We start from the raw sequence: 24,618 nt of genomic DNA, 5'->3' as shown, positions 1-24,618 counted from the left end.
GCTTCACTTGAAGCCGTCGAGAGGAGTTCGGCGTGGCACCGAAAGCGCCAAAGTGGCGGGAACTGGCCGACCGGTTCGCCGAGCAGATCAAGAACGGCGATCCTGCCCCCGGCGAGCAGCTACCGCAGATCCGCGACCTCGTAGAGGCGGGTGAGGGATCCAAGGAGACCGTCCACCGCGCATACAAGGCCCTGGAGGCCGAAGGTCTGGTCACGATGACCCGCGGACACGGCACCGTTGTGCGTCACAAGACGCCGCTCAAGCGCTTGGGCATCGCGCGCTACGACAAGGCCAAGTGGCGGGACGGTGATGAGGTCGCCTTCATCGCGGACCGCGTGGCGTCCGGACGGAAGTACGACCGGAACGAGCAGACCCAGACAGTCAGTCGCGTCAAGGCGCCGGCGGTCGTGGCCGCCGCGCACGGCTTGCCCGAGGGAGCCGACGTGTACGCGCGGGCTCGCCTGGTGAAGGAAGGCACTCAGCCGACCCACACCCTGACCAGCTACTACCGGCCCGAACACGTCGAGGGGACCCGCATCGTCGACCCGACTCCGGGACCCGCCGGCCGTGGCGGCGGCTTCCGCGTCCTCTACGACGCCGGGTACGAGATCGACCACATGACGGAGGAACTGTTCGCCCGCGTACCCACGGCTGAGGAAGCCCAACTTCTCCAGCTCTCACCAGGTGAGTGGGTGGTGGAGCTGCACCGCACCACATACACGGCGGACGGGACCGTGGTTGAGTTCGCCATCGGAGTGCACGCGGCGACGCGCTTCGCGTGGTCGTATGACTTCAAGGTGCCCGACTCGGCGAAGACGGAAGGTGAGTAAGTGTTCTCGGCTCAGGCATGGGCAGACGCGCAGCGACTCTGGGACTTCCAGCAGATGGGACACGAGCCTCGCCCCTGCTCCGTAGCCATCGGTCTCGGCAGCCATGACCTTCAGGTGGCCGACACCACCGCAGATCTCTACCACCGAGGCATGGCGCCGCTCATCGTCTTCACTGGGGCGACCAGCCGAACGACGCGAGAGCGAATGCCGCGCGGCGAGGCTCAGCACTACCGTGAGCGCGCCATCGAGCTGGGGGTCCCGGCTGCCGCCATCCTTGTCGAGCCGAAGGCCCGGAACACGGGCGAGAACATCCGCTTCTCTCGTGCGCTTCTCGAAGAGCAGCAGGTGCCTGTCTCATCCGTTCTCCTGGTCAGCAAGCCCTACGAGGAACGGCGCGCGTACGCGACAGCCCGCAAGCTGTGGCCCACCGTCGAGTGGGTGAGCGCGTCGCCTCCCATGGCCTTTCGCGATTACGTCGACTCGATCGGGGACCCGCGTCTTGTCATCGACATGCTGGTCGGCGCTCAGCAGCGACTCATGATCTACCCCCAGCAGGGATTCATGATCGAGCAAGAGATCCCGGAGGACATCAAGGCAGCGTACGAGCGTCTCTGTGGCGCCGGGTTCACGAGCCGACTCGTACCGGAGCCGACTCGCCACGCCTGATGGGACGTGGCGTATCCGTCTCAGTTTCCGTCTCATTCAGTCGCGTCCGTACTCGTTCACGGAGGTACGCGCCCCGCTCGGAGGTACTGCGCTGAACGAGGATGAACTGCACCGGATCAGCCCCTGACCCACGCGGACAAACCTGCAAAGCGAGTTACGCGGGTTCGATTCCCGCCATGGCCTCCAGTGGTCCCCCCTCGGGTCCGGGCCGCACACGCGAGCTACTGGAGCAGTTGGAGCGGCCGGGCGTCCCTCGGCCGGCCCGGCTGTCCGCTCCGGCGAGGCGAGCGGGTGCACAGGGACCCCGCGGGGTTTTAAAGGACCCCGCCCGCCTCGTCCTGGAAGAGTTCGGTCCAGTAGTGCCACTCGGAGTCGTGGGCCGTGCCGGTGGGGTCGACGGCGGACAGGGTGTCGATCATCGCGGCGGCGAGCTGGTCGTAGGCCTCGGTGCTCAGTTCGTTGCCGAGGTGTTCGTCGATGGTGCGCTCGTGGTGCAGCAGCCAGAGCGTGAAGGCGAGGGTGGAGACGTCGGTGTTGAGGGGGTAGAGGGCCGCCTCCGGCTCGCTGAACGTCAGGACCGCGCCCGTTCTGCCGTCGATCACCAGGCTGTTGTCCTCGACCAGGTGGCCGAGGCGGATCAGGTGGTCCGCGTGGGCGGGGAGTTCGATCGGCGGGAAGGCGTCGCCCGTGCGCTCGTCGGTGACGTACTCCCGAAGGGTCGGCAGCGGCACGTCCGTGTCCGTGTGGAAGAGGACCGCCGCCTCCGGCAGACCGGTCTCGCGCAGGAAGCGGCGGGTCGGCTCGTGCGTGAGCGTGGCCGGGAAGTCCACCTCCTCGTAGCGGACGACGCGGCCGTGGCCGAACTCCTGGTCCAGGAGGCGGGCGGGGACGTCCAGGGTGAGGCCGCGGGCCGTGCCGGGGCCGACGACGAGGGCGAGCGGGCGGATCAGCGCCGCGGCCTTCCAGTACGCCGGAACGTCGCCGTCCGTGCCCTCCTCGAAGAGCGCGAGGAGGAGCCGGGACGCCTCGGTCGCCGTCCTGGGGCCGTACTGGCCCGCCAGGGCGGTGAAACGGCCACGCAGGCCCGCCAGTTCCTCGGTGACCGCGGCGAAGCGCAGCAGCGTGGCCAGGGAGGGCGCGAAGGGGCGGGGTGCGGACGGGTCGAGGAGGTAGGCCGTCGTCAGCTCGCCGGTGTCACCGTCGAGCAGGATCGACTCGCGCTCCATGCCGGCCGGGTTGAGCAGTTCGCCGATCACCAGGCGGTCTCGCAGCTCCTCCGCCAGGTGCAGGGGGCCGTCGGTGGCGTCGGCGAGGGTGCGCAGGCCGTTCGTACGCAGCGGGGAGAACGTCAACAGGCCGGTGTCGGCGGGCAGTCCGGGACCGGTGAGCAGGCCGCGGGTCGGGGCGTGTGTGACGTAGCGCCCCAGCTCCGCCTCGGTCAGCGTGATCGCCGGAACCCCGGCGTCGGTCGTGCTCATCGCTCCCCCGCGATCCGATCCTGGTGCGTCGGGAACGGCCGTCCCCCACTGCCCGGAACACTACGCCGCCCCACTGACAACGCCCTCCACGAGGGAAGACGTCAGACGACCGGGCCGCGTTCCGTTCCCAGGCGTCACCAGTTCAGGTGAAGTAGATGCCGCCCAGGACAACCGCCAGTGCCGCCACGACGAACAGCAGGATCCACAACAGCAGCTTGCCCGGGGCCGGCGGCGGCTCGTAGCGCGGCTCCTCGGGGGTGCGCGGGGCGGGCTGGTCGCTCACCGGTCCGTCACCACCGCGGCCTGCGGGCGGATCGGCAGGCGGTTGACCGGCCGGCCGGTGGCCGCGCGGACGGCCGAGGCGATCGCCGCGGGGGCCGTCACCACCGGTACCGCGCTGACCGACTTGGCGCCGAAGGGGGCGACCACGTCCCGTTCCTCGACCAGTTTCACGATCCGGATGTCCGGCGTGTCCAGAGCGGTCGGGAGGGCGTATCCGGTCAGGTCGGGGTGGCGGATCAGCCCGCGCGGGGTGCGCAGGTTCTCGGTGAGGGCGATGCCCACGCCCTGGGTGAGACCCGCCTCGATCCTGGCCGCGAGCTGCGCCGGGTTGAGGATCCGGCCCACGTCCTGGGCGACCGCCAGCTCCACCACCCGGACGGATCCCAGCTCCACGTCCACGTCCACCACCGCGCGGACCGCGCAGAAGGCGAGGCCCACGAAGGCGTCGCCCTGGCCGGAGTCGTTCAGCGGCTCGGTGGGGTGCGGGCGGCACTGGGCCGTGGCCCACAGCTCCTTGCCCTCCATCGCCTCGCTGACGGTCGTCGACAGCACTCCGTCGTACGAGGTGATCTTGCCGTCGGTGATCTGGAGCAGCTCGGTGGACATGCCGAACTTGTGCGCCAGGGGCTGGAGCAGTTGCGTGCGGACCATCTTGGCCGCCCGTTCCACCGCGCCGCCCGACACCCAGGTGTGCCGGCCGCGGCAGCCCGCGCCGGCCGGGGGCTGGTCGGTGTCGACCGGGGCCACGTGGACCTCTTCGACACCGAGCGTCTCCTGCACGATCTGCCGGGCCAGCGTGGTGAAGCCCTGGCCTGTCTCCACGGCCGCGCACAGCACGGTCGCGACGCCGTCGTGGACCTTCACGGTCGCCGTGGACACCTCGTCGGCGCCCTCCGCGCCGAGCATGTGCACCATGCCCAGGCCGTAGCCGACCCCCCGGCGCACCGCACCCGGCTCGCCCGCGCCCTCGGGGCCGCCGGGCAGCAGCCACTCCTCCTCCGGCGTGTCCTTGGGCAGTGCGGGCAGCGGGAAGTCCCTTACCGCCTGGAGGAGTTCGGCCACCGGCGCCGGGCAGGTCACCGTCTGGCCGATGGGCAGCACGTCGCCGGTGGCGAGCGCGTTGCGCAGGCGCAGTTCGGCCGGGTCCAGGCCGAACTTCTTCGCGAGCTTGTCCATCTGTGCCTCGTAGGCGGCGCACACCTGCATGGCGCCCTCGCCGCGCACGTGCCCGGAGGGCGGGTTGTTGGTGCGCACGGCCCAGCCCTCGATGAAGGCGTTCGGGACGACGTAAGGGCCGCACGCGAAGGAGACGGCGGCGGCCAGGGCCTCGGAGGAGGTGTCGGCGTACGCGCCCGCGTCCAGCAGGATCTGCGCCTCCACCTTCACCAGCCTGCCCTCGGCGTCGGCGTGGTGGCGGTAGCGCAGCAGGGTGGGGTGGCGGTGGGCATGGCCGAGGAAGGACTCCTCGCGCGTGGCCGTGAGCTTCACCGGGCAGCCGGTCTTCAGGGCGAGCAGGCCGAGCGGGAGCTGGAAGCCCTGGTCCTCGCGGTCGGCGGTGGCGCCGGGCACCCCGGTGACGACGATCTTCACCTGGTCGGGGGACAGTCCGTAGCAGGCCGCGGCGGTGTTGCGGTCGGTGTGCGGGTCGGTGGAGGCCAGGTACAGCTCCACGCCGCCGTCGGGCCGCGGCACCGCGAGGCCGGCCTCGGCGCCGATGGGGGCCGGGTCCTGTCGGCCGATGCGGTACAGGCCCTCGACCACGACCTCGCCGACCGCCTCCGGGTCGCCGTGGCGCAGCGGGATGTGCCGGATCAGGTTGCCGTCCGGGTGCAGCGGTTCGGCCTCGAAGGCGTGCTCAGGGTCGGTGACCGGGTCGAGTACCTCGTACTCGACGATGATCGCGGCGGCTGCCATCCGCGCGGTGTCGGGGTGGTCGGCCGCGACCGCCGCGATGGGCTCGCCGTGGTGCCGTACCACCTCGGAGGCGAACACGGGGCGGTCGGGGACGCCCCGGCCGTGGCGGGGGGTGCCGGGCACGTCCTCGTGGGTGACGACGGCCCGTACGCCGGGCATCTCGGTCGCGTGGGTGGTGTCGACGGACACGATGCGCGCGTGGGCGTGCGGGGAGCGCAGCACGGCCGCCCACAGCAGGCCCTCGGCCCACAGGTCGGCCGCGTACGGGAAGGTGCCCTCGGTCTTGGCGCGGGCGTCGGCGTGCGGCAGGCAGGCGCCGAGGCCGTGCGGCGGCGGCTCGGCGGCGGGAACGGGATCCGCGGTGGTCGTCGCGGCGGCTTCGTTGCTCACGCCTGGCCTCCGTCCTGGCCGTAGTGCTGGTCGTGCGGTGCCGGTGCACCGAAGGTGCCGGGGCTGTCGAAGACCCCCGGTGCCTCGAACGCCGACGGGTTGACGCCCCCGGAGCCGGGGCCCGCCTGGTGCGGGATGCGTGGCTCGCCGCCGTCCGTCGCGGAGTCCGCGGCGGTGTGCGCCTCGCGTTCGGCGACGACCTCCTGGACGGCCTGGACGACGCCGCGGTAGCCGGAGCAGCGGCACAGGTTGCCGCACAGGGCCTGCCGGGTCTCCAGCTCGGTCGGGGCGGGGTTGCCCTCCAGCAGGTCGTGCACGGTCATCGCCATGCCCGGCACGCAGAAGCCGCATTGGACGGCACCGCACCGGGCGAGCGCGCGCTGCACGTCGGAGGGCTGCCCGTCGACGGCCAGGCCTTCGACGGTACGTACCTCGCTGCCGGCCGCGGTGGCCGCCGGGACCAGGCAGGAGGCCACCAGCCGGCCGTCGACCTGCACGTTGCAGGCCCCGCACTCGCCCTGCGAGCAGCCGTCCTTGGCGCCCGCGAGGCCGAGCCGCTCGCGCAGGACGTACAGCAGCGACTCGCCGATCCAGGCGTCGGTGACGGGCCGGTCGGTGCCGTTGACGCGCAGGACGTACGAGGCGAGGGGGTGGTCGTCGTGCGGCAGGAGGGGCGCGGCGGCGGGCTCTTCGGGCTCCTGCGGCGCGGCGTCCTGCTGCGGGGCGGGCTCCGCCGGGGCGGCGTCCTGGTGGGGGGCGTCCTGCTGCGAGGTGTCCTGCTCCGGGGCGTCCGCGGCCGGTTGCCCGGACACGTCGGCCGACGGGGACGCCGCCGGTGTCCCGGGTTCCTGCGCGGGCGCGGAGGTCTCCGGCGTGCCGGCCGTGCCCGGCGCCTCCTGGGCGGCCGGAACGTCCGGCGTATCCGGTGCGCCGGCCGGGGCGTCGGGCGCGGCGGGGGCGGCTGCCTCCGGCGTTTCCACGGTCTCCGGAACGGTCTCCGGCACGGTTGCGGGGGCGGCGGGCGCCTCGGGGTGCGTGGGGCCGTCGGCGGGCCGTTCGGGGGCCGCCTCGGGCGCGTGCTCGCCGGTTTCCTCCGTGAACGGCTCGGTGAACGGCTCGTCGAACGGCTCGGTGAACGGCTCGGTGAACGGCTCGGCAGGTGCGTGACCCTCGGGCGCCGGGGTGCCGTGCGCGGGGGTCTCGACGCCCTGTGCGAGGGACGGCTCGGCGGTCTGCGCGGGTACCTGCTGCCGGTCCCACGCCTGGCCCGCGCCGTCCGTCGCCCAGGGCGCGGGCGCGCCGCCGGGGAGGGTGGCGGGCGGGGGGCCGCCCCACTGCTCGACCAGCGCGGCCGTGGTGAACTCGCCCGACTCGTCGGGCAGGTCACCGCCCGCGACCGGGATGGACCACTGGCCGGTGACGTCGTGGCCGGACGCGGGCGGGGCCGCGGGCTCCTCGAACGTCCACTGCTGGGTGGCGCCGGGGTGGTAGGTGAACCGGTCGTCGGTGACCGGCTCCTGGGGGACGGCGTTCGGGTCGGGCCACTGGGCGCTCTCGGGCACGGGCCAGGCACCGGCGGAGCCGTCGGCGGGCGCCGTCGTGATGGCCGGCGGCACATAGCCGTGTCCGGGTGCCGCAAGGGGGCTGTCGCCGGACAGCAGGGCGTCGATGCCGCCCTCGGGGAGCTTGACGAAGGCGGTGGCGCCGTCGTCGTAGTCGCCCTGGGGCAGCGGGTCCCAGCGCCCGCCGCCGTGGGGCGTGCCCTCTCCGTGCTGGTCGTCGGTCACGACAGTGCCCTCCCCAGTGCTCGTCGGGCCAGCGCGGCGACGGTGCGCCGCAGGTGCAGTACGGCGGGCGGAAGCGGCGGCACGGAGCCGTCCGGCTCCGGTGCCGCGTCGGGGACGCAGGCCGCGGCGACGTACTCGCCGAAGGCGTTCAGGGCCTCCGGGACGAGCGCGCGGTCGTTGTCCCAGTCGATGAGCTGCGCGACCCACTGCTCGGCCTCCAGGGGCCTGAGCGGCATCGGCGCTATGGCCCCGACGGCGCAGCGCACGCCGCGCCGGGCGGGGTCGAGGACGAGGGCCACGGAGGCCAGCGCGCGGCCCGGACCGGTGCGTCCGGTCGCCTTCAGGAAGACCTGCGGGGCGTGCAGCAGCGGCACGCGCACGTAGCCGATGAGTTCGCCGCCGTGCAGCATCTCCACGCCGGCCAGCAGGTGCGACACCGGGATCTCCCGGCGGGCTCCGCCCGGACCCGCGATGATCACGGTCGCCTCCAGGGCGGCCAGCACCGGCAGCGCGTCCCCCGTGGGGGCAGCCGTGGCGATGTTGCCGCCCAGGGTGCCGGCGTTGCGGATGTGCGGCGGGCCCGCGGCGCGCGCGGCGGCGGCGAGCGCCGGGATGAGGGCCGCGAAGTCGGGGCGGCCCATGCGTGCGTGGGTGAGGCCCGCGCCGAGCAGCGCGTGGCCGTCCTGGTACTGCCAGCCGCGGATCTCGCTGATCCGCCCGAGGCCCACCAGGGCGGCGGGCCTGAGCTGGCCGGAGTTCACGGCGGCCATGAGGTCGGTGCCGCCCGCCACGGGGACGGCGGTGGGCACGGCGGTGAGGGCCGCCACCGCCTCGTCCAATGTCGTGGGCAGGGTGACGGCCTGCGCCGCCTGCGGTGCGTGCGTGGTCAAACCGGCTGCCCCTTCCCGATGCCCCACCTGGTCCCGCCTGTGCTGCCGTACGGTACGTGCTGACAGGGCGGACGTGGCAACTCTGGCACATCTTCGCGACGCCCGAACGCGGGGGTCCGCTAGGAGGCATTCGCCCATCTCATCGGGGGGATAGTCCGTTTTTGCACGGCATCACCAGTGAGCGTGAATTGCCACTCTTCGGTGATACTGCCGGGGTTTTTCCATTATCTGTTCTATCCGTTCCTCGACGGTCATCTGTTCGGTGGCGGTCCCTCGATCGGGCGGCCGGGCACTCCGGGTCGCCGCTGCCAGGGCCGGGGTCCGGCGGGTGGCCGGTATGCGACCCCCAGGGCGTCAAGTCGCCCGTAGTGGGCGTCCATGCGGCGTTCGAACCCGGCGAAGTCCCGTTCCGCCGGGGCTGGCAGCCGGCTCCAGGCGACCTCGGCGAAGGCCGCGAGCCTGGGGAAGGCCTGGTAGTCCACGCGCGCGGCGTCCTCCAGCACCTCGGTCCACACGTTGGCCTGGGTGCCGAGCACGTGCCGGGCCTCCCCGGCGGTCAGCTGGGGCGGGACGGGCTCGAACCGGTAGACGTCCTCCAGGGTGCGCACGAAGCCGATCGGCACGGGCTCGTCCTCGCCCGGAGCCTGCCGGTGGTCCAGGTAGACGTGCTGCTGCGGGCACATGACGACGTCGTGCCCGGCCCTCGCCGCCGCGATGCCGCCGCCGTAGCCGCGCCAGGAGGAGACCGCCGCGCCCGGCGCGAGCCCGCCCTCCAGGATCTCGTCCCAGCCGATGAGCCGGCGCCCGCGCGCGGACAGCCACCGGTCGAAGTGGCCGATGAACCACGACTGCAGCGCATCCTCGTCGGCGAGGCCGAGATCCGCGATACGGGCCTTCGCGGCCGGCGACTCCCGCCACTGCTCCTTGCGGCACTCGTCGCCGCCGATGTGCACGAACTCTCCGGGGAACAGCTCCAGGACCTCCTCCAACACCCCCTCGTAGAACCGCAGGGCGGCGTCGGTGGGCGCCAGTACGTTGGCGGAGATTCCCCAGTTGTCCCAGACGGTGAGGGCGGTGGTGTCGATGACGTCGGTGTTGCCGAGTTCCGGGTACGCGGCGATCGCGGCCTGCGAGTGGCCCGGTACGTCGATCTCCGGGACGACGGTGATGTGCCGTTCGGCGGCGTAGGCGACGATCTCGCGGATGTCGTCCTGGGTGTAGTAACCGCCGTGCGGCTTCTCCTCCCACAGCGGTGAGGCCCGGTGGCCGAATTTCGTCCGCGCCCGCCAGGAGGCGACCTCGGTCAGCTTCGGATACCGGCCGATCTCGATCCGCCAGCCCTGATCGTCCGTCAGATGGAGGTGGAAGACGTTGAGTTTGTGCGCGGCCATCAGATCCAGGTAGCGCAGCACGCCGTCCTTGGGCATGAAGTGCCGGGCGACGTCGAGCAGCAGCCCGCGCCAGCCGAAACGGGGCGCGTCCTCCACGGTGATCCGCGGGAGGTCCCAGTTCCGCCCCGGCCGCACCGGCGCCCGGCGGAAGGCGTCGGCGCCCAGTAACTGCCGGAAGGTCTGCGCGCCCCAGAAGACACCGGCCGCACTGCCTCCCTGAATGCGGCAGGGCCCTTCGTCGTTGAGCAGCCGGTAGCCCTCCGGGGGCAGTCCGGGCTCGACGCTGAGCACGATGCGGTTGTCGCCTTCGCCCGCCGCCTCCGGGAACGGCAGGCCGGTCGCCGCGCCGACCGTGGCGCGCAGCCAGCGGGCGACACCTTCGGTGCCGGGCCGCGCCTGCAGCGCCGTGCCCCGGTCGAGCCTCGTGCGGCCGGCGGCGTTCACAGAACAGTGCGCCGGAGCCGGAATGAGATCCACCATGCCCGGAGGTTAGGGAGCCCGGGACATACCGACAAGAGGTCTCGACCACTTCGGGCCCGGAGCACACGAAGAACCCCGGGACGCGTGAACCGCGTCCCGGGGGCTCGTACACGCCGGGCGGGTCAGGCCCGCATCAGGCGCACATGCAAACGCGCACCGGCCGGAGGCCTACTTCTTGCCGCCGTCCTTGCCCTCGTCACCGCCGCTGCCCATGGATTCGTAGATCTCCTTGCACATCGGGCACACGGGGTACTTCTTCGGGTCACGGCCCGGCACCCACACCTTGCCGCACAGCGCCACGACGGGCGTGCCGTCCAGGGCGCTCGCCATGATCTTGTCCTTCTGGACGTAGTGGGCGAAGCGCTCGTGGTCACCGTCGCCGTGGGACACCTGCGGCGTCGGCTCTACGAGGGTCCCGGTACCAGTCCCGCGCTCGGGCTCAAGAGTGCTCATATCGCCAAGGGTACTGACTCTCCCCGGCATCAGTTGAGCGACGGGTCGTCCGGGTACGTGGCCACCATCGCCAGTTCGCTGCGCTGGCGGCGCAGCACCTCGCGCCAGAGTCTCTCCGGGGTCGGAGAGGAGACGTCCCCCGGTTCCGACTCCACCACGTACCAGGCGCCCTCCGCCAGCTCGTCCTCCAGCTGGCCGGGGCCCCAGCCCGCGTAACCGGCGAAGATGCGCAGGGAGCCGACGGCCGGGGCGAGCAGTTCCGGCGGGGCCTCCAGGTCGACCAGGCCGATCGCGCCGTGCACCCGGCGCCAGCCGAGCGGGGCGCTGTCACCGCCGGCGCCGCCCGGGATGACCGCGACGCCGAGTGCGGAGTCCAGCGAGACCGGGCCGCCCTGGAACACGACGCCGGGCTCGCCCGCGAGGTCGGCCCAGCCTTCCAGGATGTCGCCCACGTCGACCGGGGTGGGCCGGTTGAGGACGACGCCGAGGGAGCCCTCCTCGTCGTGGTCGAGAAGGAGCACGACCGCACGGTCGAAGTTCGGGTCCGCCAGGGCGGGGGTGGCCACGAGCAGCCGCCCTGTGAGCGAGGACACCTCGGTCATGCCTGACATGATCCCGCATCTTGCCCCCGTGTGGGGAGCCCATCGGTGTTCGTCCGCCACCCGGTGACCCCATGTGCCCGGCGGGAAACCGTTCGTGTTGTGACGGAGCCTTGACTTGGCTGGGTCGCACTCGGACTTACGGACGGAGGGTCATAGGCGATTACGCTGTCTCTCCGGCCCCCGCCAAGAGTGATCGGCCGGCCCCTGTCCCACTCATCGGAACGCGAGATTCATGACCGTCAACGACGATGTCCTGCTTGTCCACGGCGGAACCCCGCTGGAGGGCGAGATCCGTGTCCGCGGTGCGAAGAACCTCGTACCGAAGGCCATGGTCGCCGCCCTGCTCGGCAGCGCGCCGAGCAGACTGCGCAACGTTCCGGACATCCGTGACGTGCGTGTCGTGCGCGGCCTGCTCCAGCTGCACGGGGTGACGGTGCGTCCGGGCGAGGAGCCCGGCGAGCTGGTGCTCGACCCGACGCACGTGGAAAGTGCGAACGTCGCTGACATCGATGCCCATGCGGGTTCCAGCCGTATCCCGATCCTTTTCTGCGGCCCCCTGCTGCACCGTCTGGGCCACGCGTTCATCCCGGGCCTGGGTGGCTGTGACATCGGCGGCCGGCCCATCGACTTCCACTTCGACGTGCTGCGGCAGTTCGGCGCGACCATCGAGAAGCGGGCCGACGGCCAGTACCTCGAGGCACCCAAGGGCCTGCGCGGCACGAAGATCCGGCTGCCGTACCCCTCTGTCGGCGCGACCGAGCAGGTGCTGCTGACGGCCGTACTGGCCGAGGGCGTCACGGAGTTGTCCAACGCTGCCGTCGAGCCCGAGATCGAGGACCTGATCTGCGTCCTGCAGAAAATGGGCGCGATCATCGCGATGGACACCGATCGCACGATCCGCATCACCGGTGTGGACAAGCTCGGTGGCTACACCCACCGCGCCCTCTCCGACCGCCTGGAGGCCGCGTCCTGGGCGTCGGCGGCGCTGGCGACCAACGGAAACATCTACGTCCGCGGCGCCCAGCAGCGCTCGATGATGACGTTCCTGAACACCTACCGGAAGGTGGGCGGCGCCTTCGAGATCGACGACGAGGGCATCCGCTTCTGGCACCCCGGGGGCCGGCTGAAGTCCATCGCGCTGGAGACGGACGTGCACCCCGGCTTCCAGACGGACTGGCAGCAGCCGCTGGTGGTGGCCCTCACCCAGGCCACGGGCCTGTCGATCATCCACGAGACGGTCTACGAGTCCCGTCTCGGCTTCACCTCGGCGCTGAACCAGATGGGCGCGCACATCCAGCTCTACCGCGAGTGCCTGGGCGGCTCCGACTGCCGCTTCGGCCAGCGCAACTTCCTGCACTCGGCGGTCGTCTCCGGCCCGACGAGACTGCAGGGCGCCGACCTGGTCATCCCCGACCTGCGCGGCGGCTTCTCCTACCTCATCGCCGCCCTCGCGGCCGAGGGCACCTCGCGCGTCCACGGCATCGAGCTGATCAACCGCGGCTACGAGAACTTCATGGAAAAGCTCGTGGAACTGGGAGCGAAGGTGGAACTGCCGGGCGGGGCGCTCGGTTAACGGCTCTGCAAGCCCGTACGACGATGGGGCGGCCCTCCGGTGAAGGAGTGGCCGCCCCGTTGGCGTCAGCGCGCTTCAGAGCGCCTCGTGCGCCGTCCCTGGCGCACGAACGGCAAGGTCACTTGCCCTTGGCGGCTTCCTTGAGCTTGGAGCCCGCGGAGACCTTCACGCTGTAACCGGCCGGGATGTCGATGGGCTCACCGGTCTGCGGGTTGCGCGCGGTGCGAGCGGCACGGTGGGTGCGCTCGAAGGTCAGGAAGCCAGGGATGGTGACCTTCTCGTCGCCCTTGGAGACGACGTCGCCGACGACCTCGGCGAAAGCGGCCAGCACGGCGTCGGCGTCCTTGCGGGTCACCTCGGCACGGTCGGCCAGCGCGGCCACCAGCTCACTGCGGTTCATGTTGTTACTCCCGTGTTTTTCTTGCCGTTGGGGTGTGCCACGCGGCGGTGCCGCAAAGTAGGCACTGCGATGCCGATGCGCTCGCGCCCAGGGACGCATCCTGCCCCTACCTGCGGCGGGAAAGCCAATCCGGCACCCGTAGGAGTCGTGAGAACACCCTGGGGAGTCACACGAAAAGCGCCTGCTCGGCCGTCACCCTAGAGCGCGCCCGGCACCGGGCGGTTCCGCGACGCGCCGGTGCGGGGGCCGCCCGTGGCGATGCTCACAGCCCCTGCACCGTGTGGTGCGCGACGGTTCAGACCGTCTCGCCGGCCGCCTTGGCGGCCTCGCGGACCGCGCCGGCGACGGCGCCTGCGACCTTGTCGTTGAAGACGCTCGGAATGATGTAGTTCGGGTTCAGCTCGTCCTCGGTCACCACCTCGGCCAGGGCCTTCGCGGCGGCCAGCATCATCTTGGTGTTGACCGTGCGGGACTGCGCGTCCAGCAGCCCGCGGAAGACGCCCGGGAAGACCAGCACGTTGTTGATCTGGTTCGGGAAGTCGGAGCGGCCGGTGGCCACAACGGCCGCCGTCTGACGGGCGATTGCCGGGTCGACCTCGGGGTCGGGGTTCGCGAGCGCGAACACGATCGCACCGTCGGCCATGGCGGCCACGTCGTCGCCGTCGAGAACGTTCGGGGCGGAGACGCCGATGAAGACGTCGGCACCGCGCACGGCCTCCTTGAGGGTGCCGCTCAGGCCCTCGAGGTTGGTGTTGTCGGCGATCCAGCGCAGCGGGGAGTCGGCCGGGGCGTTCACCAGGTCCTCGCGGCCGGCGTGCACGACGCCGTGGATGTCAGCGACGACGGCGTTCTTCACACCCGCCGCGAGCAGCAGCTTGAGGATGGCCGTGCCGGCCGCCCCGGCGCCGGACATCACGACGCGGATGTTCTCGATCGCCTTGCCGGTGACGCGCAGGGCGTTGGTCAGGGAGGCGAGGACGACGATCGCGGTGCCGTGCTGGTCGTCGTGGAAGACGGGGATGTCGAGGGCCTCGCGCAGCCGGGCCTCGATCTCGAAGCAGCGCGGCGCGGAGATGTCCTCGAGGTTGATGCCGGCGAAGCCCGGGGCGATCGCCTTGACGATCTCCACGATCGCGTCGGTGTCCTGGGTGTCCAGGCAGAGCGGCCAGGCGTCGATGCCGGCGAAGCGCTTGAAGAGGGCCGCCTTGCCCTCCATGACGGGCAGCGCGGCCTTGGGGCCGATGTTGCCCAGGCCCAGCACGGCGGAGCCGTCCGTCACGACCGCAACGGAGTTGCGCTTGATGGTGAGGCGGCGGGCGTCCTCGGGGTTCTCGGCGATGGCCATGCAGACACGGGCCACACCCGGCGTGTAGACCATGGACAGGTCGTCACGGTTGCGGATGGGATGTTTGGACTGCATCTCGATCTTGCCGCCGAGGTGCATCAGGAACGTACGGTCGGAGACCTTGCCGAGGACGACGCCCTCGATACCGCGCAGCTTCTCGACGATCTCCTCGGCGTGTGCCGTGGAGGTGGCCGCGATGGTGACGTCGATGCGGAGCTTCTCATGGCCGGACGCGGTGACGTCGAGGCCGGTCACCGAGCCTCCGGAGGACTCCACGGCGGTGGTCAGCTGCGAGACGGCGGTTCCGCTCGCGGGCACCTCCAGCCGGATGGTCATCGAGTAGGAGACGCTGGGCGCCGTTGCCATGGCCGACTTCCTCTGCTTTCACCGTGTCGCGAATTGTGCCGTCCGATCGTCGCACCTACCGCTCAGTACGCGGTAGTCGCCCAGCGTTGCGGACGTTTTGTTCACGAGCCGTGCGAAGAGATGCGCGATTCCGGAAACCAAATTTCACCATACGAGAAACGATCAGGCAAAGGAAGAGGCCCACGTCACACCCGTGACGTGGGCCTCTCAACGCTTGTGACACCGACCCGCCATGCTCGCCTCGCGGCAAGTGGTCCCTCGCAGGGACAAAGGTTGGGCCCGGGGGCTTGGATCGGGCCGGTGCCACACCCAGGCTAACAAACCAGCGCGCGTCAGCCATTCCCGTGCGGGAGGTTCTCCGGAAATCAGTCCCGGAGCAGGTCGGGCACCCCGGCCGCGTCCGGCTCGTCCCGCTCGCCCGCCACCAGCGTCAGCTGCTGGGTGGCCCGGGTCAGCGCCACGTAGAGCACGCGCAGCCCGGCCGGGGACTCGTCGGCGATCTCCGCCGGGGAGACGACGACCGTGGCGTCGTACTCCAGACCCTTGGCCTCCAGGCTGCCGAGCGCCACCACCCGGTCGCCGAGCCCGGCCAGCCAGCGCCGGGCCTCCTCGCGCCGGTGCATCGCGACCACCACGCCGACCGTGCCGTCGACCAGGCCGAGCAGCCGCTCGGCCTCCGCGCGCACGGTGTCCCCCAGCACCTCCCCGACGACCGTGAAGCGGGGCTCGACCCCGGTGGAGCGTACGGCGGACGGCGCCTCGGAGCCGGGCATGGCCAGGGCGAGGACCCGGGCGGCCAGCTCGGCGATCTCGGCCGGGTTGCGGTAGTTCACGGTGAGCTGGAAGCGGCGCCGCGGCCGGGTGCCGAGGGCCTCCTCACGGGCCTCGGCGGCCTCGTCCGGGTCGGACCAGGAGGACTGGGCCGGGTCGCCGACCACCGTCCAGGTGGCGTGCCGGCCGCGGCGGCCGACCATGCGCCACTGCATCGGCGTGAGGTCCTGCGCCTCGTCCACGATGACGTGCGCGTACTCGGTGCGCTCCTGCGCGAGCCGCTCGGCGCGCTCGCGCTGCGTCTCCTCGCGCACCGGCATCAGCTCGTCCAGGCCGGTGAGCAGGTCCAGCGGGTCCAGCTCGCGCTTCTTCTTCGGGCGGGCCGGGGCGCCGAGGATCGCCTGGAGTTCGTCCAGCATGGCGATGTCGTGCACGGTGTACCCGTCCCGCTTCAGCGCGCGGGCGACCTTGCGGACCTCGCCGGGGTTGAGGACCCGGCGGGCCCAGCGGCCGAGCCGCCTGTCGTCGGCCATGGCGGCCAGCACGCCCTTCGGGGTCAGCTCGGGCCACCAGGACTCGAGGAACGCCAGGAAGCTGTCCTCGGTGCTGACGTCCTCGTCGAAGGAGGAGCGCAGCTCGGCGGCCAGCTCCGGGTCGGTGTGCCGGCCGGCGGCGCCGGACTTGGCCCACAGGGCGTCCAGCAGCAGCTTGCGGGCGCGCGGGCGCAGCAGGTTCACGGGTGCGGTGCCGCCGAGGGCGTTGCGGCGGATGCGGTCCAGTTCCGCCGCCTCCAGCTCCAGGCGGCGCCCGAAGGCGACGACCCGCAGCCGCTCGGGGCAGTCCTTCAGCTCCAGGGCGCCCCGGGCTGCCTTGCGCAGCACCTTCAGCATCCGGTGCGAGCCCTTGGCGCGGGCCACGGCCGGGGAGTCGTAGAGCGTGGCCTCGACGCCGTCGACCAGGGAGCCGATCGCACGGATCGCGACCTGGCCCTCCTCGCCGAGGGAGGGCAGCACGCCCTCGGTGTAGGCCACCAGCAGCGGGGTCGGCGAGACGATCAGGATGCCGCCCGCGTAGCGTCTGCGGTCCTGGTAGAGCAGGTAGGCCGCCCGGTGCAGCGCGACGGCCGTCTTCCCGGTGCCCGGACCGCCCTCCACGTACGTGACGGAGGCGGCGGGGGCGCGGATCACCAGGTCCTGTTCGGCCTGGATGGAGGAGACGATGTCGCGCATGGTGTGGCTGCGGGCCTGGCCGAGGGCGGCCATCAGGGCGCCGTCGCCGATGGCGGGCAGCTCGCGGCCGTCGAGGTAGGCCGTCAGCTCGGGCCGCATGAGATCGTCCTCGACCCCGAGCACGCGACGCCCCTTCGACCGGATGACCCGGCGCCGCACCACCCGTCCCGGGTCCACTGGGGTGGCCCGGTAGAAGGGCGCGGCTGCGGGGGCCCGCCAGTCGATGACCAGGGGCGCGTAGTCCTCGTCGAGGACGCCGATACGCCCGATGTGCAGGGTTTCGGCGATGTCGGCGGTGTTGTCCTCGCGCACGGCGCCCTCGGCCGGCTCCACCGCCGTGTAGGCCCCGTCGGGCCCCTTCTTCCCGTCCTTGCCGAGGAGCAGGTCGATCCGCCCGAACAGGAAGTCCTCGAACTCGTTGTTGAGCCGGTTGAGGTGGACACCGGCCCGGAAGACCTGCGCGTCGCGTTCGGCGAGCGCGCCGGGCGTGCCGACCTGGCCGCGCTTGACCGCGTCGTTCATCACGAACTCGGCCTCGTGGATCTTCTCCTCGAGCCGCCGGTACACCCGGTCCAGGTGTTCCTGTTCGACGCCGATCTCTCGGTCGCGCACGGACTCGTGTGCGTCGCGTACCGATCCGACCGCGGACTGCTGAACCTGAGCGGCCACCGGGCCCCCTTCTGACGTGCTGGGCAGCCGTCAACCGTACGCGAAGGGGACCCGCGGAAGCTACGGCACCGCTATCCCGCCGTCACTCCCCCACCTGCACGAGCTTCTTGCCGTCGAAGGTCATGACCTCGAAATGGTCGATCTGGTTGGGGCTGAAGGCGGCGCCGCCGTGGACGTAGAGGGGTTTCTTCGCCTCCTCGTCCTTGGCGTTCGGGAGGCCGTAGCCCCAGCCCGGGACGGCCCAGGAGGTCACCGTCTCGCGTTCGCCGTTCTTGCCGACGGCGACGAGCGAGCACCGCTCGGGGCCGGTGACGTTCTTCAGCTCCAGCACCGCGTGGGTGCCCCAGTCCTTCTTCTCCGTGGCGACGGTCGCGGTGACGCGGGTCGTCGGATCCGTGGCCGTCTTCTTGTCGGACATGGTCTGGAAGGCGGCCTGGGCCGGACCCATGGCCTGCATGCCGCCGTTGTCCGAGCCGCCGCCCGCGGCGAGCACGGCGAGCGGGCCGCCGACGATCAGCGCCGCAGCGGCGGCGACCAGGTAGAGGCCGCGCCGGCGCTTGCGGGCCCGCAGGCCGGCGACCTCGTCGACGAGCCGCTCCGCCAGGCGCGGGCTGGGCCTGGCCGACAGGGACTCGCCGATCGACGGGCTGCTCCTGGAGCCCGGCACGTCCGCGAGCGCGGCCAGCATCGGCTCCATCCCGGCCAGCTCGTCCAGTTGCTGGGCACACCAGTCGCAGCCGGCGAGGTGGGCCTCGAAAGCGGTTGCCTCGGCGTCGTCGAGGATCCCGAGGACGTAGGCGCCGACGGCCTCGTGCTCGCCGGGCACCGAAGGTCCCTGACCCGGGTTCATGGGACCAGACATACCCGTACCGCCCGTGCCAGATCCGTGGTTCCCCCCGTAGCCGCTCATCACGCCGTCACCCCCCGCTCCTCCAGTGCCAGCTTCATCGACCGCAGGGCGTAGAACACCCGGGAACGGACCGTGCCGCTCGGTATACCGAGCGTCTGAGCCGCCTCGTTGACGGTACGCCCTTTGAAGTACGTCTCGACGAGCACCTCCCGGTGGGCCGGGGTCAGGTCGTCGAGCGCGTCCGACAGCGTCATCAGCCACAGCGCCTTGTCGATCTCGTCCTCCGCGGGGATGACCTCCAGCGGCGACGGATCGACCTCCTGCGGCCGGGCCTGCCGGCTGCGGTGGCCGTCGATGACGATGCGGCGCGCGACCGTCACCAGCCAGGGGCGTACCGATCCGGTCGCCCGGTTGAGCTGACCGGCGTTCTTCCAGGCACGGATGAGCGTTTCCTGTACGACGTCCTCGGCACGCTGCCGATCACCGGCGACCAGCCGCAGGACGCAGGCGAGCAGGGGCCCCGCGTGCTCCCGGTACAGGGCACGCATCAGCTCTTCGTCCGGCTCGGAGGGCTGGGAGGGCATGCGATGTCGGGCCCTCGATCCGCGTTCTCTGGCCACGGCCGCATCTTTGCGCACGCCCACCTCCGGTGTCCGGGGGTTCCCCCAGTCGGTCGCTCGCCCACCCGTACGGAGCGAGACGGGGTGGTGTTCAAAGCGGAGTGACAGTTTCCTGCCGGCTTTCCGCTGGCCGGGGGCGCGAGCAGGACATGTGCGCACATTGTCGCCACGCGCCGTTCACCTGTGCGGCACGTTGAGGCGGGCGCGACGTCAGGCCCGCGCGAGGGCTGCCCGGCGCCGGTGCCGGGCGACCCGCTCACGGTTCCCGCACACCTCGCTGGAGCACCAGCGGCGCCGGCGCCCGCGGGACGTGTCGAGGTAGACGAGGGGACAGTTGTTCCCCTCGCACTCCCGGACGGCCGCCCGCGCGACAGGATCGGTGAGCAGCTCGACGGCGTCCCGTGCGAGGACGGCGAGCAGCGCGGCGCACTCGACGGGTGCGGCCAACTCCCGTACCAGCGCGCCGTCTGTGCCGCGCACGGCGCGGGGCGCGGGCGGTACGGCACGCGCGACGTCGTTGAGCCGGGAGAGCGCACCCTCGTACGCGGGTGTGTCCCCGGCACTCGGAACACTCCCGTTCCGCACCAACTGGCCGACGCAGCAGCGCAGTTCCCGGAATCCCGCAAGCCAGGAGACGTCGACGCGCCCCAGCGTCGTACCGGCCGGCACCAGCCCGGTGCCGACGATCCAGGCACACAACGCCTCGACGGTATCGAGCCGTTCCATCGGATGCGTGGTGGCGAGAAGATCCAGACAGATCCGCCCGGCGTCGAACCGCAGCTCGTACGGGGGCGTGACCGTACCCAGTGCCATGTGCCTGTCACCGCCTAGGCAGGAACCGTGCAGGGACTGTTCCGTCGCTCCGTTTCACAGTGCCTGGCCCTGCGGGCTGCCGGAACCCCTCGTGCCGACCCTGTCAGGCGGACGGGCTGGGAATCGTCTCCGGGAGGTGCGCTTCGGAGAGACAGCCGAGCTCTTTGGCGAACTTTCGCGCGACCGAGTTGAGGATGGTCATGCGTTCTTTTCCTGTGCCGCCGAGGCGGATTTGATCCACGGCGCTGTACATTGAGACGTTGACGTAGGGCATGGAACCTGTTCCCTTCACTTCGCGACACAGGAAGTCAATGGAGGTGGTGTTCCCTCCTGCCGTGTAAGCGAGAGCACCAAGTGGATAGAAGACGTGGTCCTTCGCCCTGGAAGCATCCCCAAGGCTTTCACGCGTTGGTTCGTATTTCTCCTTTGTGAAATCAATCTGAAGGAGAGGATGCCCGTTCTTGTCCGGGCTCTTGTAGATGGAGCACTGCGTCCGTTGCGAGCCGTCCGTATCCAGGTACCTGCGAGCACGTGAGAGGGAGAAGGAGTTCGGCTCCCCGAAGTCGTTCTCCCCACCCAACTCTTCGAACCTGTCAACTCCGGAGATCTCTTCGAGTGCCGCCACCGCATGCACGTCGAACGACTTGTCGCAGAGTCGCGCAGCCGGCACACCAGAGGGTCTCTTCGCTCCCTCACCAGAGCAAGCGGATGCCAGCAACACTCCCGCCAGCACTCCAACCGCCCAGACACGCGTATTTGACCTAGTCCTTGTATGGGGCGCGACCACGAAAATCATCCTCGTTCGAACCGGTGGCGTTATACGCTCCCTTGATCTGCTGAACGGCCTGACGATGGTCGGCATCTCCTCCGGCTTTCTTGGAACCGTCGAAGTAATGGTCGTAACTCTTCCCCAGATCGTTTGCACCATTCCGGTAGAATTCCTGACTCGTGAGCTGCGCCTTCTGGGTCGGGTCCTGCTCGGCGCCGTCCACACCCTTGTCGATCTCGTGCCCGATGAACGTGTTCAGCGCCTCGCCAGCCGTATCCGCAGCGATCGGGGCGACGACGAGGGCTGCCGCGGTGGAGCCGGGAAGAGGAATAGCGGCGATGCCTCCGCCGACGACCGCTCCGGCGCCCAGTTTCCACCAGTCCGCAGACCGCCCCAAGGACTTGTTGGCGTCTTCCGACGCGGCACCGTAGTCGGCGGCTGCCTGTTGCACCCGTGAGTGGTCCAGGATTCCGCGCGCTTCGGCCTCCATGGTCAGGGCGTCCACACCATGGTCGTAGTTGGCCTGAGTCGTCGGGGGATGAGCGTCGAGGAGGCTCAGCGTGTACATGTGCTGCGCCGCCGTGAGCACCTTGTGCGACGTCTCGTTCTGCCCCATGACGCTGAGGAAATTGATGGCGCCCTGGTTGGTGAAGTCCGCACGCCCGGGATACCTGGCAGGGAAGTCGCCGGCGTCTCGAGCATGGTCACCGAGACCGGAAAGGCTGTAGTCGATGTCGTCGATGTAGGCGCCGCCCATCTTGCCCAGACTGGCCGCCATTTCCGGCTGGTCGTGGAGCAGCTTCGGCCCGTCTTCGCTGCCGTAGATGTAGGCGATCTGTTCCATGACGCCGGCCGTTGCAGCCGTACGGCGATCCCCGGCCTGCATGTCCTTGGCATCGGCGTCGTACGGATAGCCGATGGTCGCTGCCTCCAGGGCATGGCCGAGCGCGGTACGCCCTGCCACGGCCTTGCCGTCGCCCTCGGACGTGGGGTCGGCAAGCCAGATGCGGTCCTGAGTCAGGTACTTGAGGTGCGGGTTCACCTCGGAGTCCTTGTCGACCGCGACGCCGGTGCCGTCAGGCTGGGCGAAGAACTGCGTCGACGCGTCCGGGTTGTGCCCCAGCGCCTGGAGGAAGCCGGTCATCGGATCACGGCCCCGGTCGTTCTTGTCCCAGTAGTTGAGGTCGCCCTGGTTCCAGTTGTTGATCCACGGGTTCAGGCCCTTGACGTTGTGTTCCTTGTCGAAGGCGATGAGCTTGTCGCCGTAGTCGTTGAGGAACTGGTCGTCGTAGTTGCCGAAACGCATGAGGTTGCTCATGACCGCGAAGCCGCGCGGGTCGTTCGCGTCGTCGGTGCCGAGTTCATTCGGCCCCATGCTGATGACCTGCTTCTCCCAGCTGCGCATGTTCGCGCTGTCGGAGAGGGTCGCGGTGCCGAGGGTGATGCCCAGGTTCTTCTGAAGCTGCTTCGCCTCTGCCCCGCGTTCGGGATCGTAGGTGATGCCGTAGGGATCGGCGATGCCGGCATAGAAGGTCATCACCTTCTTCGGCCCGGCGTCGACAGCGAACTCTTCGGCGAAGAGTGGGTCGTTCCGGTACTTCGCCAGGTCGGCGTTGAGCGCGGCCAACTCCGTGGTGGAGACGTCGTGGGGGTTTTTGCGTACGGTCTTGGCCGCTTGCTCGGCAGCCTTGATCGCGTCGGCGGCCTCGTCGCGGTTCTTGTAATGGGCGTCGGAGAAACCGTACTGCGCGTGGTCGACGATCAGGCGTAACGCCTTGGCGGCGGTGCTGTCGCTCTCACTGGCGTTCCTGAGGATCGGCTCGATCCGGTCCCGTAGACCGGCAGCGTCGGCCTTGGCTGCCTCCGGGTCGGTCGTGGGGTTGGAAATGACGTCGAACGATCCGTTCCCGGTGTCCACCACCGTCATGTTCGGCGCCGACTCGATCAGGGAGTTCAACTGCTGCTTGCATGTGTTCAGTTCGCCACGGGTGTCTTTGATGATCCGCGTGATGGTGTCGGCCTGGGTGTAGGCGTCATCGAACTCACCGGCCGTCTTGTCGACGAACTCGCGGGTGACGCTGGCGTTGATACCTGTCCAGTTCGCCGCGTCAGCCTTCTTCTTCAGGTTGTCACGAGCGTCCTCAGCAAGCTTCTTCAGGTCCTTCGTCATCTTCTCCCAGCGGTCGATCGCGTCGTCGAGCTTGGAGAAGTCGAGGTGGCGGAGTGCGTCGAGATCCATGGCTACTTGCCCGTGGTCCTCTCGTCGAAGCCCTGGTCCAGCGTCGCGATGCTGCTGATCGTGCCGGCGATGTAGACCTCGTCCTTGGCGTGGATGCTCTGCGTGACATGGAGGTGGTTGGCGATGTGGGCCGTGGCGTCAAGAAGCGACTGCGCCTGGTCCACCCAGTGCACTGCGACATGGTCCATGGCCTCGCCCAGCTGGAAGCCGTCGCTCTTCTTCATGCTGTCCACGACACTCATGGACGAAAGCCGGGCTCTGTCGCTGACGTCACCGAAGTCCTTGTGCAACTCGCGGGCCGCGTTCCCCACGGCGGCGAGGTCCTTGTCGTGGACCTTGAGATCGCCGTACGCGCCCGTGCCGCCGCCGCCCGGCTCCGCCGGGATGCTGTTGAGTTGCATCCGGGCCGACTGCCGTGATGCCGCTTCGGCCTTGAGCTGCTCCCACTCGTCCCAAGCCATGTGCGACTACCTTCCCCTGCGTTCACATGCATCCGTGGCCTTCGGGCGCCTTCGCTCGGTCAAGGTATCGTCCCCGCGACCAAGATCGCATCGACCGGTTTCGGGCCCTGACACGACGTGACTCAGGGTCGTCCGTGCCCGCGTGCACTCAGATCCGATCGAGACATTTTCCAGCCCGACCCTCGTCAGCCACGCGGCCGTGTTCCGAGAGCCGCGTACGAGAGGAACTCCGCCCAGGCGGAGGGCGTGACGGTGACGTGGGGGCGAGTGGTGTTCTTCGAGTCGCGGATGTGGATCGCGGTGGCGGTGGGAGCCATCTCGACGCAGTTCGAGCTGTCGCCGCTGTAGGTGGATTTCTGCCAGTGGAGTGTGTGCACGTCGCTCTCTCAGATGTCCCGGATGAGGCTCTCGATGAAGTCACACGACTCGGCGGGGCCGAGTGCGCAGGACTCCATGTGATCCAGCACAGCACGGTACTTGCTCAACTGTGCCTCCGCGTCGAGGAATCCGCAGCCTCCGTGGTGGGTGTCGAGCTGGACCGTGTCGAGCTGCGGAACCGGGCCCTCGACGTAGTCGAAGGACTGACCTGTGCTCGGGTAGTACTCCGCGTCGAACGGGATCACCTGGACGGTGACGTTCGGAAGCCGGCCCATGTCGAGGAGATGCTCGAGCTGCCCACGCCTGACGTCGGAGCTGCCGAACCGAATGCGAAGAGCCGACTCGTGGATGATCGCCGCATACGGCGGTGGATCCTCCCGGTGGAGGATCGCCTGCCGTTTCACACGGTGTGTGAGGCGGTGCTCGATCTCGTACTGCCGCATGGGCGGCACCACGGCCCGGAAGAGGGCGCGGGCATGGTCCGTGGTCTGCAGCAGTGCGGGAATGTGCATGGCGAGGGCCACCCGCAACCCCGTTGCGTGATGCTCGAGTTCGGCCAGGTCGACGAGCGCGGCCGGGAGGTGTTCGCGGTACTCCTCCCACCAGCCGCGCGTGCGGCGCCCGGTCATCGCCGCCAAGGCGTCCACCACGGCCGCGTCCGAGCAGTCGTACGCGGATGCCAGCGCCCGGACCCGGTCGGCACTCAGGGAGCTGCGGCCTGTTTCGATCATGCTGACACGCCCCTGGTTGACGCCCAGCAATGCGGCGGCCTGCGTGACCGTAAGACCGGACCGCTCACGGAGTTTACGCAGCTCGGCGCCGAGACGGCGTTGACGCAGGGTGGGATTGTTGGTCGGCGGCAAGGCAGGTCCTTCCAGGCTGATACGCGGCTCTCCGGTCACCCACACGGGGTAACTACTGGCACATCTCCCCGGTTTGAGAGATGTATCTCCCGAACCGCTCTACCGTAGA

General features: G+C 70.2%; 22 protein-coding genes. 3 read left to right on the top strand and 19 right to left on the bottom strand.

Annotated elements, in window-relative coordinates:
* Positions 1-32: 32 nt before the first annotated feature.
* Positions 33-830: a GntR family transcriptional regulator gene (locus tag K7G59_RS08185; RefSeq protein ID WP_225831669.1), complete on the top strand. Its 798-nt coding sequence runs from the start codon at positions 33-35 to the stop codon at positions 828-830.
* Positions 831-1,496, top strand: a complete 666-nt coding sequence (locus K7G59_RS08180) for a YdcF family protein (protein WP_225831666.1) — start codon at positions 831-833, stop codon at positions 1,494-1,496.
* A gap of 314 nt (positions 1,497-1,810) precedes the next feature.
* On the opposite strand, the gene K7G59_RS08175 is transcribed toward K7G59_RS08180, so the two are convergent.
* From K7G59_RS08175 to K7G59_RS08140, 8 genes are all read right to left on the bottom strand, one after another.
* Positions 1,811-2,974, bottom strand: a complete 1,164-nt coding sequence (locus tag K7G59_RS08175; RefSeq protein ID WP_225831664.1) for an SUKH-4 family immunity protein — start codon at positions 2,972-2,974, stop codon at positions 1,811-1,813.
* A gap of 142 nt (positions 2,975-3,116) precedes the next feature.
* A complete protein-coding gene (locus tag K7G59_RS08170; protein WP_225831662.1) occupies positions 3,117-3,257 on the bottom strand; it encodes a hypothetical protein in 141 nt (46 codons plus the stop codon).
* Entirely contained in the window at positions 3,254-5,560 is a 2,307-nt protein-coding gene (locus K7G59_RS08165) for a molybdopterin cofactor-binding domain-containing protein (RefSeq protein ID WP_225831660.1), read from the bottom strand. The genes K7G59_RS08170 and K7G59_RS08165 overlap by 4 nt, the downstream gene beginning before the upstream one ends.
* A complete protein-coding gene (locus K7G59_RS08160) occupies positions 5,557-7,347 on the bottom strand; it encodes a 2Fe-2S iron-sulfur cluster-binding protein (protein ID WP_225831658.1) in 1,791 nt (596 codons plus the stop codon). Before K7G59_RS08160 ends, K7G59_RS08165 begins: the two co-directional genes overlap by 4 nt.
* On the bottom strand, positions 7,344-8,237 hold the full coding sequence (locus K7G59_RS08155; RefSeq protein ID WP_225831657.1) for a xanthine dehydrogenase family protein subunit M: 894 nt from the start codon (positions 8,235-8,237) through the stop codon (positions 7,344-7,346). Before K7G59_RS08155 ends, K7G59_RS08160 begins: the two co-directional genes overlap by 4 nt.
* Before the next feature lie 251 nt (positions 8,238-8,488).
* The gene (locus K7G59_RS08150; RefSeq protein WP_225831654.1) at positions 8,489-10,108 is read right to left on the bottom strand and encodes a beta-N-acetylhexosaminidase; all 1,620 of its coding nucleotides are present in this window, start codon (positions 10,106-10,108) and stop codon (positions 8,489-8,491) included.
* A 168-nt stretch (positions 10,109-10,276) separates the two neighbouring features.
* The gene (locus K7G59_RS08145) at positions 10,277-10,561 is read right to left on the bottom strand and encodes a DUF3039 domain-containing protein (protein ID WP_225831650.1); all 285 of its coding nucleotides are present in this window, start codon (positions 10,559-10,561) and stop codon (positions 10,277-10,279) included.
* Between the two features lie 29 nt (positions 10,562-10,590).
* Positions 10,591-11,163 carry a YqgE/AlgH family protein gene (locus K7G59_RS08140; protein ID WP_225831648.1) on the bottom strand — a complete coding sequence of 191 codons (573 nt, stop codon included), beginning with the start codon at positions 11,161-11,163 and terminating at the stop codon, positions 10,591-10,593.
* Between the two features lie 232 nt (positions 11,164-11,395).
* On the opposite strand from K7G59_RS08140, the gene murA reads away from it, so the two are divergent.
* Complete coding sequence (gene murA, locus K7G59_RS08135) at positions 11,396-12,736, top strand: UDP-N-acetylglucosamine 1-carboxyvinyltransferase (RefSeq protein WP_225831647.1); 1,341 nt, start codon at positions 11,396-11,398, stop codon at positions 12,734-12,736.
* 118 nt (positions 12,737-12,854) lie between these two features.
* Here murA and K7G59_RS08130 read toward each other — a convergent pair whose 3' ends face one another.
* The 11 genes from K7G59_RS08130 to K7G59_RS08080 form a co-directional block, all read right to left on the bottom strand.
* Positions 12,855-13,136, bottom strand: a complete 282-nt coding sequence (locus tag K7G59_RS08130) for an HU family DNA-binding protein (RefSeq protein WP_225831645.1) — start codon at positions 13,134-13,136, stop codon at positions 12,855-12,857.
* Between the two features lie 295 nt (positions 13,137-13,431).
* Positions 13,432-14,847 carry an NAD-dependent malic enzyme gene (locus K7G59_RS08125; RefSeq protein WP_225831643.1) on the bottom strand — a complete coding sequence of 472 codons (1,416 nt, stop codon included), beginning with the start codon at positions 14,845-14,847 and terminating at the stop codon, positions 13,432-13,434.
* Between the two features lie 365 nt (positions 14,848-15,212).
* Entirely contained in the window at positions 15,213-17,516 is a 2,304-nt protein-coding gene (locus K7G59_RS08120; protein ID WP_225831640.1) for a UvrD-helicase domain-containing protein, read from the bottom strand.
* A gap of 82 nt (positions 17,517-17,598) precedes the next feature.
* Positions 17,599-18,426, bottom strand: coding sequence for an anti-sigma factor (locus tag K7G59_RS08115; RefSeq protein WP_374114197.1), 828 nt, complete (start codon positions 18,424-18,426; stop codon positions 17,599-17,601).
* Complete coding sequence (locus K7G59_RS08110; RefSeq protein ID WP_225831636.1) at positions 18,426-19,010, bottom strand: sigma-70 family RNA polymerase sigma factor; 585 nt, start codon at positions 19,008-19,010, stop codon at positions 18,426-18,428. Before K7G59_RS08110 ends, K7G59_RS08115 begins: the two co-directional genes overlap by 1 nt.
* 186 nt (positions 19,011-19,196) lie before the next feature.
* Positions 19,197-19,799 (bottom strand): ABATE domain-containing protein, encoded by a 603-nt coding sequence (locus tag K7G59_RS08105; protein ID WP_225831634.1) that lies wholly within the window; start codon positions 19,797-19,799, stop codon positions 19,197-19,199.
* A gap of 103 nt (positions 19,800-19,902) precedes the next feature.
* Positions 19,903-20,424 carry a hypothetical protein gene (locus K7G59_RS08100; RefSeq protein ID WP_225831632.1) on the bottom strand — a complete coding sequence of 174 codons (522 nt, stop codon included), beginning with the start codon at positions 20,422-20,424 and terminating at the stop codon, positions 19,903-19,905.
* 136 nt (positions 20,425-20,560) lie between these two features.
* Positions 20,561-22,807, bottom strand: coding sequence for a hypothetical protein (locus K7G59_RS08095; RefSeq protein WP_225831630.1), 2,247 nt, complete (start codon positions 22,805-22,807; stop codon positions 20,561-20,563).
* 2 nt (positions 22,808-22,809) lie between these two features.
* A complete protein-coding gene (locus tag K7G59_RS08090; protein WP_225831628.1) occupies positions 22,810-23,268 on the bottom strand; it encodes a hypothetical protein in 459 nt (152 codons plus the stop codon).
* A gap of 185 nt (positions 23,269-23,453) precedes the next feature.
* Positions 23,454-23,645, bottom strand: coding sequence for a DUF397 domain-containing protein (locus tag K7G59_RS08085; RefSeq protein WP_225831627.1), 192 nt, complete (start codon positions 23,643-23,645; stop codon positions 23,454-23,456).
* A 9-nt stretch (positions 23,646-23,654) separates the two neighbouring features.
* The gene (locus K7G59_RS08080) at positions 23,655-24,509 is read right to left on the bottom strand and encodes a helix-turn-helix transcriptional regulator (RefSeq protein WP_225831624.1); all 855 of its coding nucleotides are present in this window, start codon (positions 24,507-24,509) and stop codon (positions 23,655-23,657) included.
* Positions 24,510-24,618: the final 109 nt, after the last annotated feature.

Source organism: Streptomyces sp. NK08204, assembly GCF_020400585.1.
Classification (GTDB): Bacteria; Actinomycetota; Actinomycetes; order Streptomycetales; family Streptomycetaceae; genus Streptomyces.
Note: the sequence above shows the minus strand (reverse complement) of the source record. Positions and strands in the feature narration are given on the sequence as shown.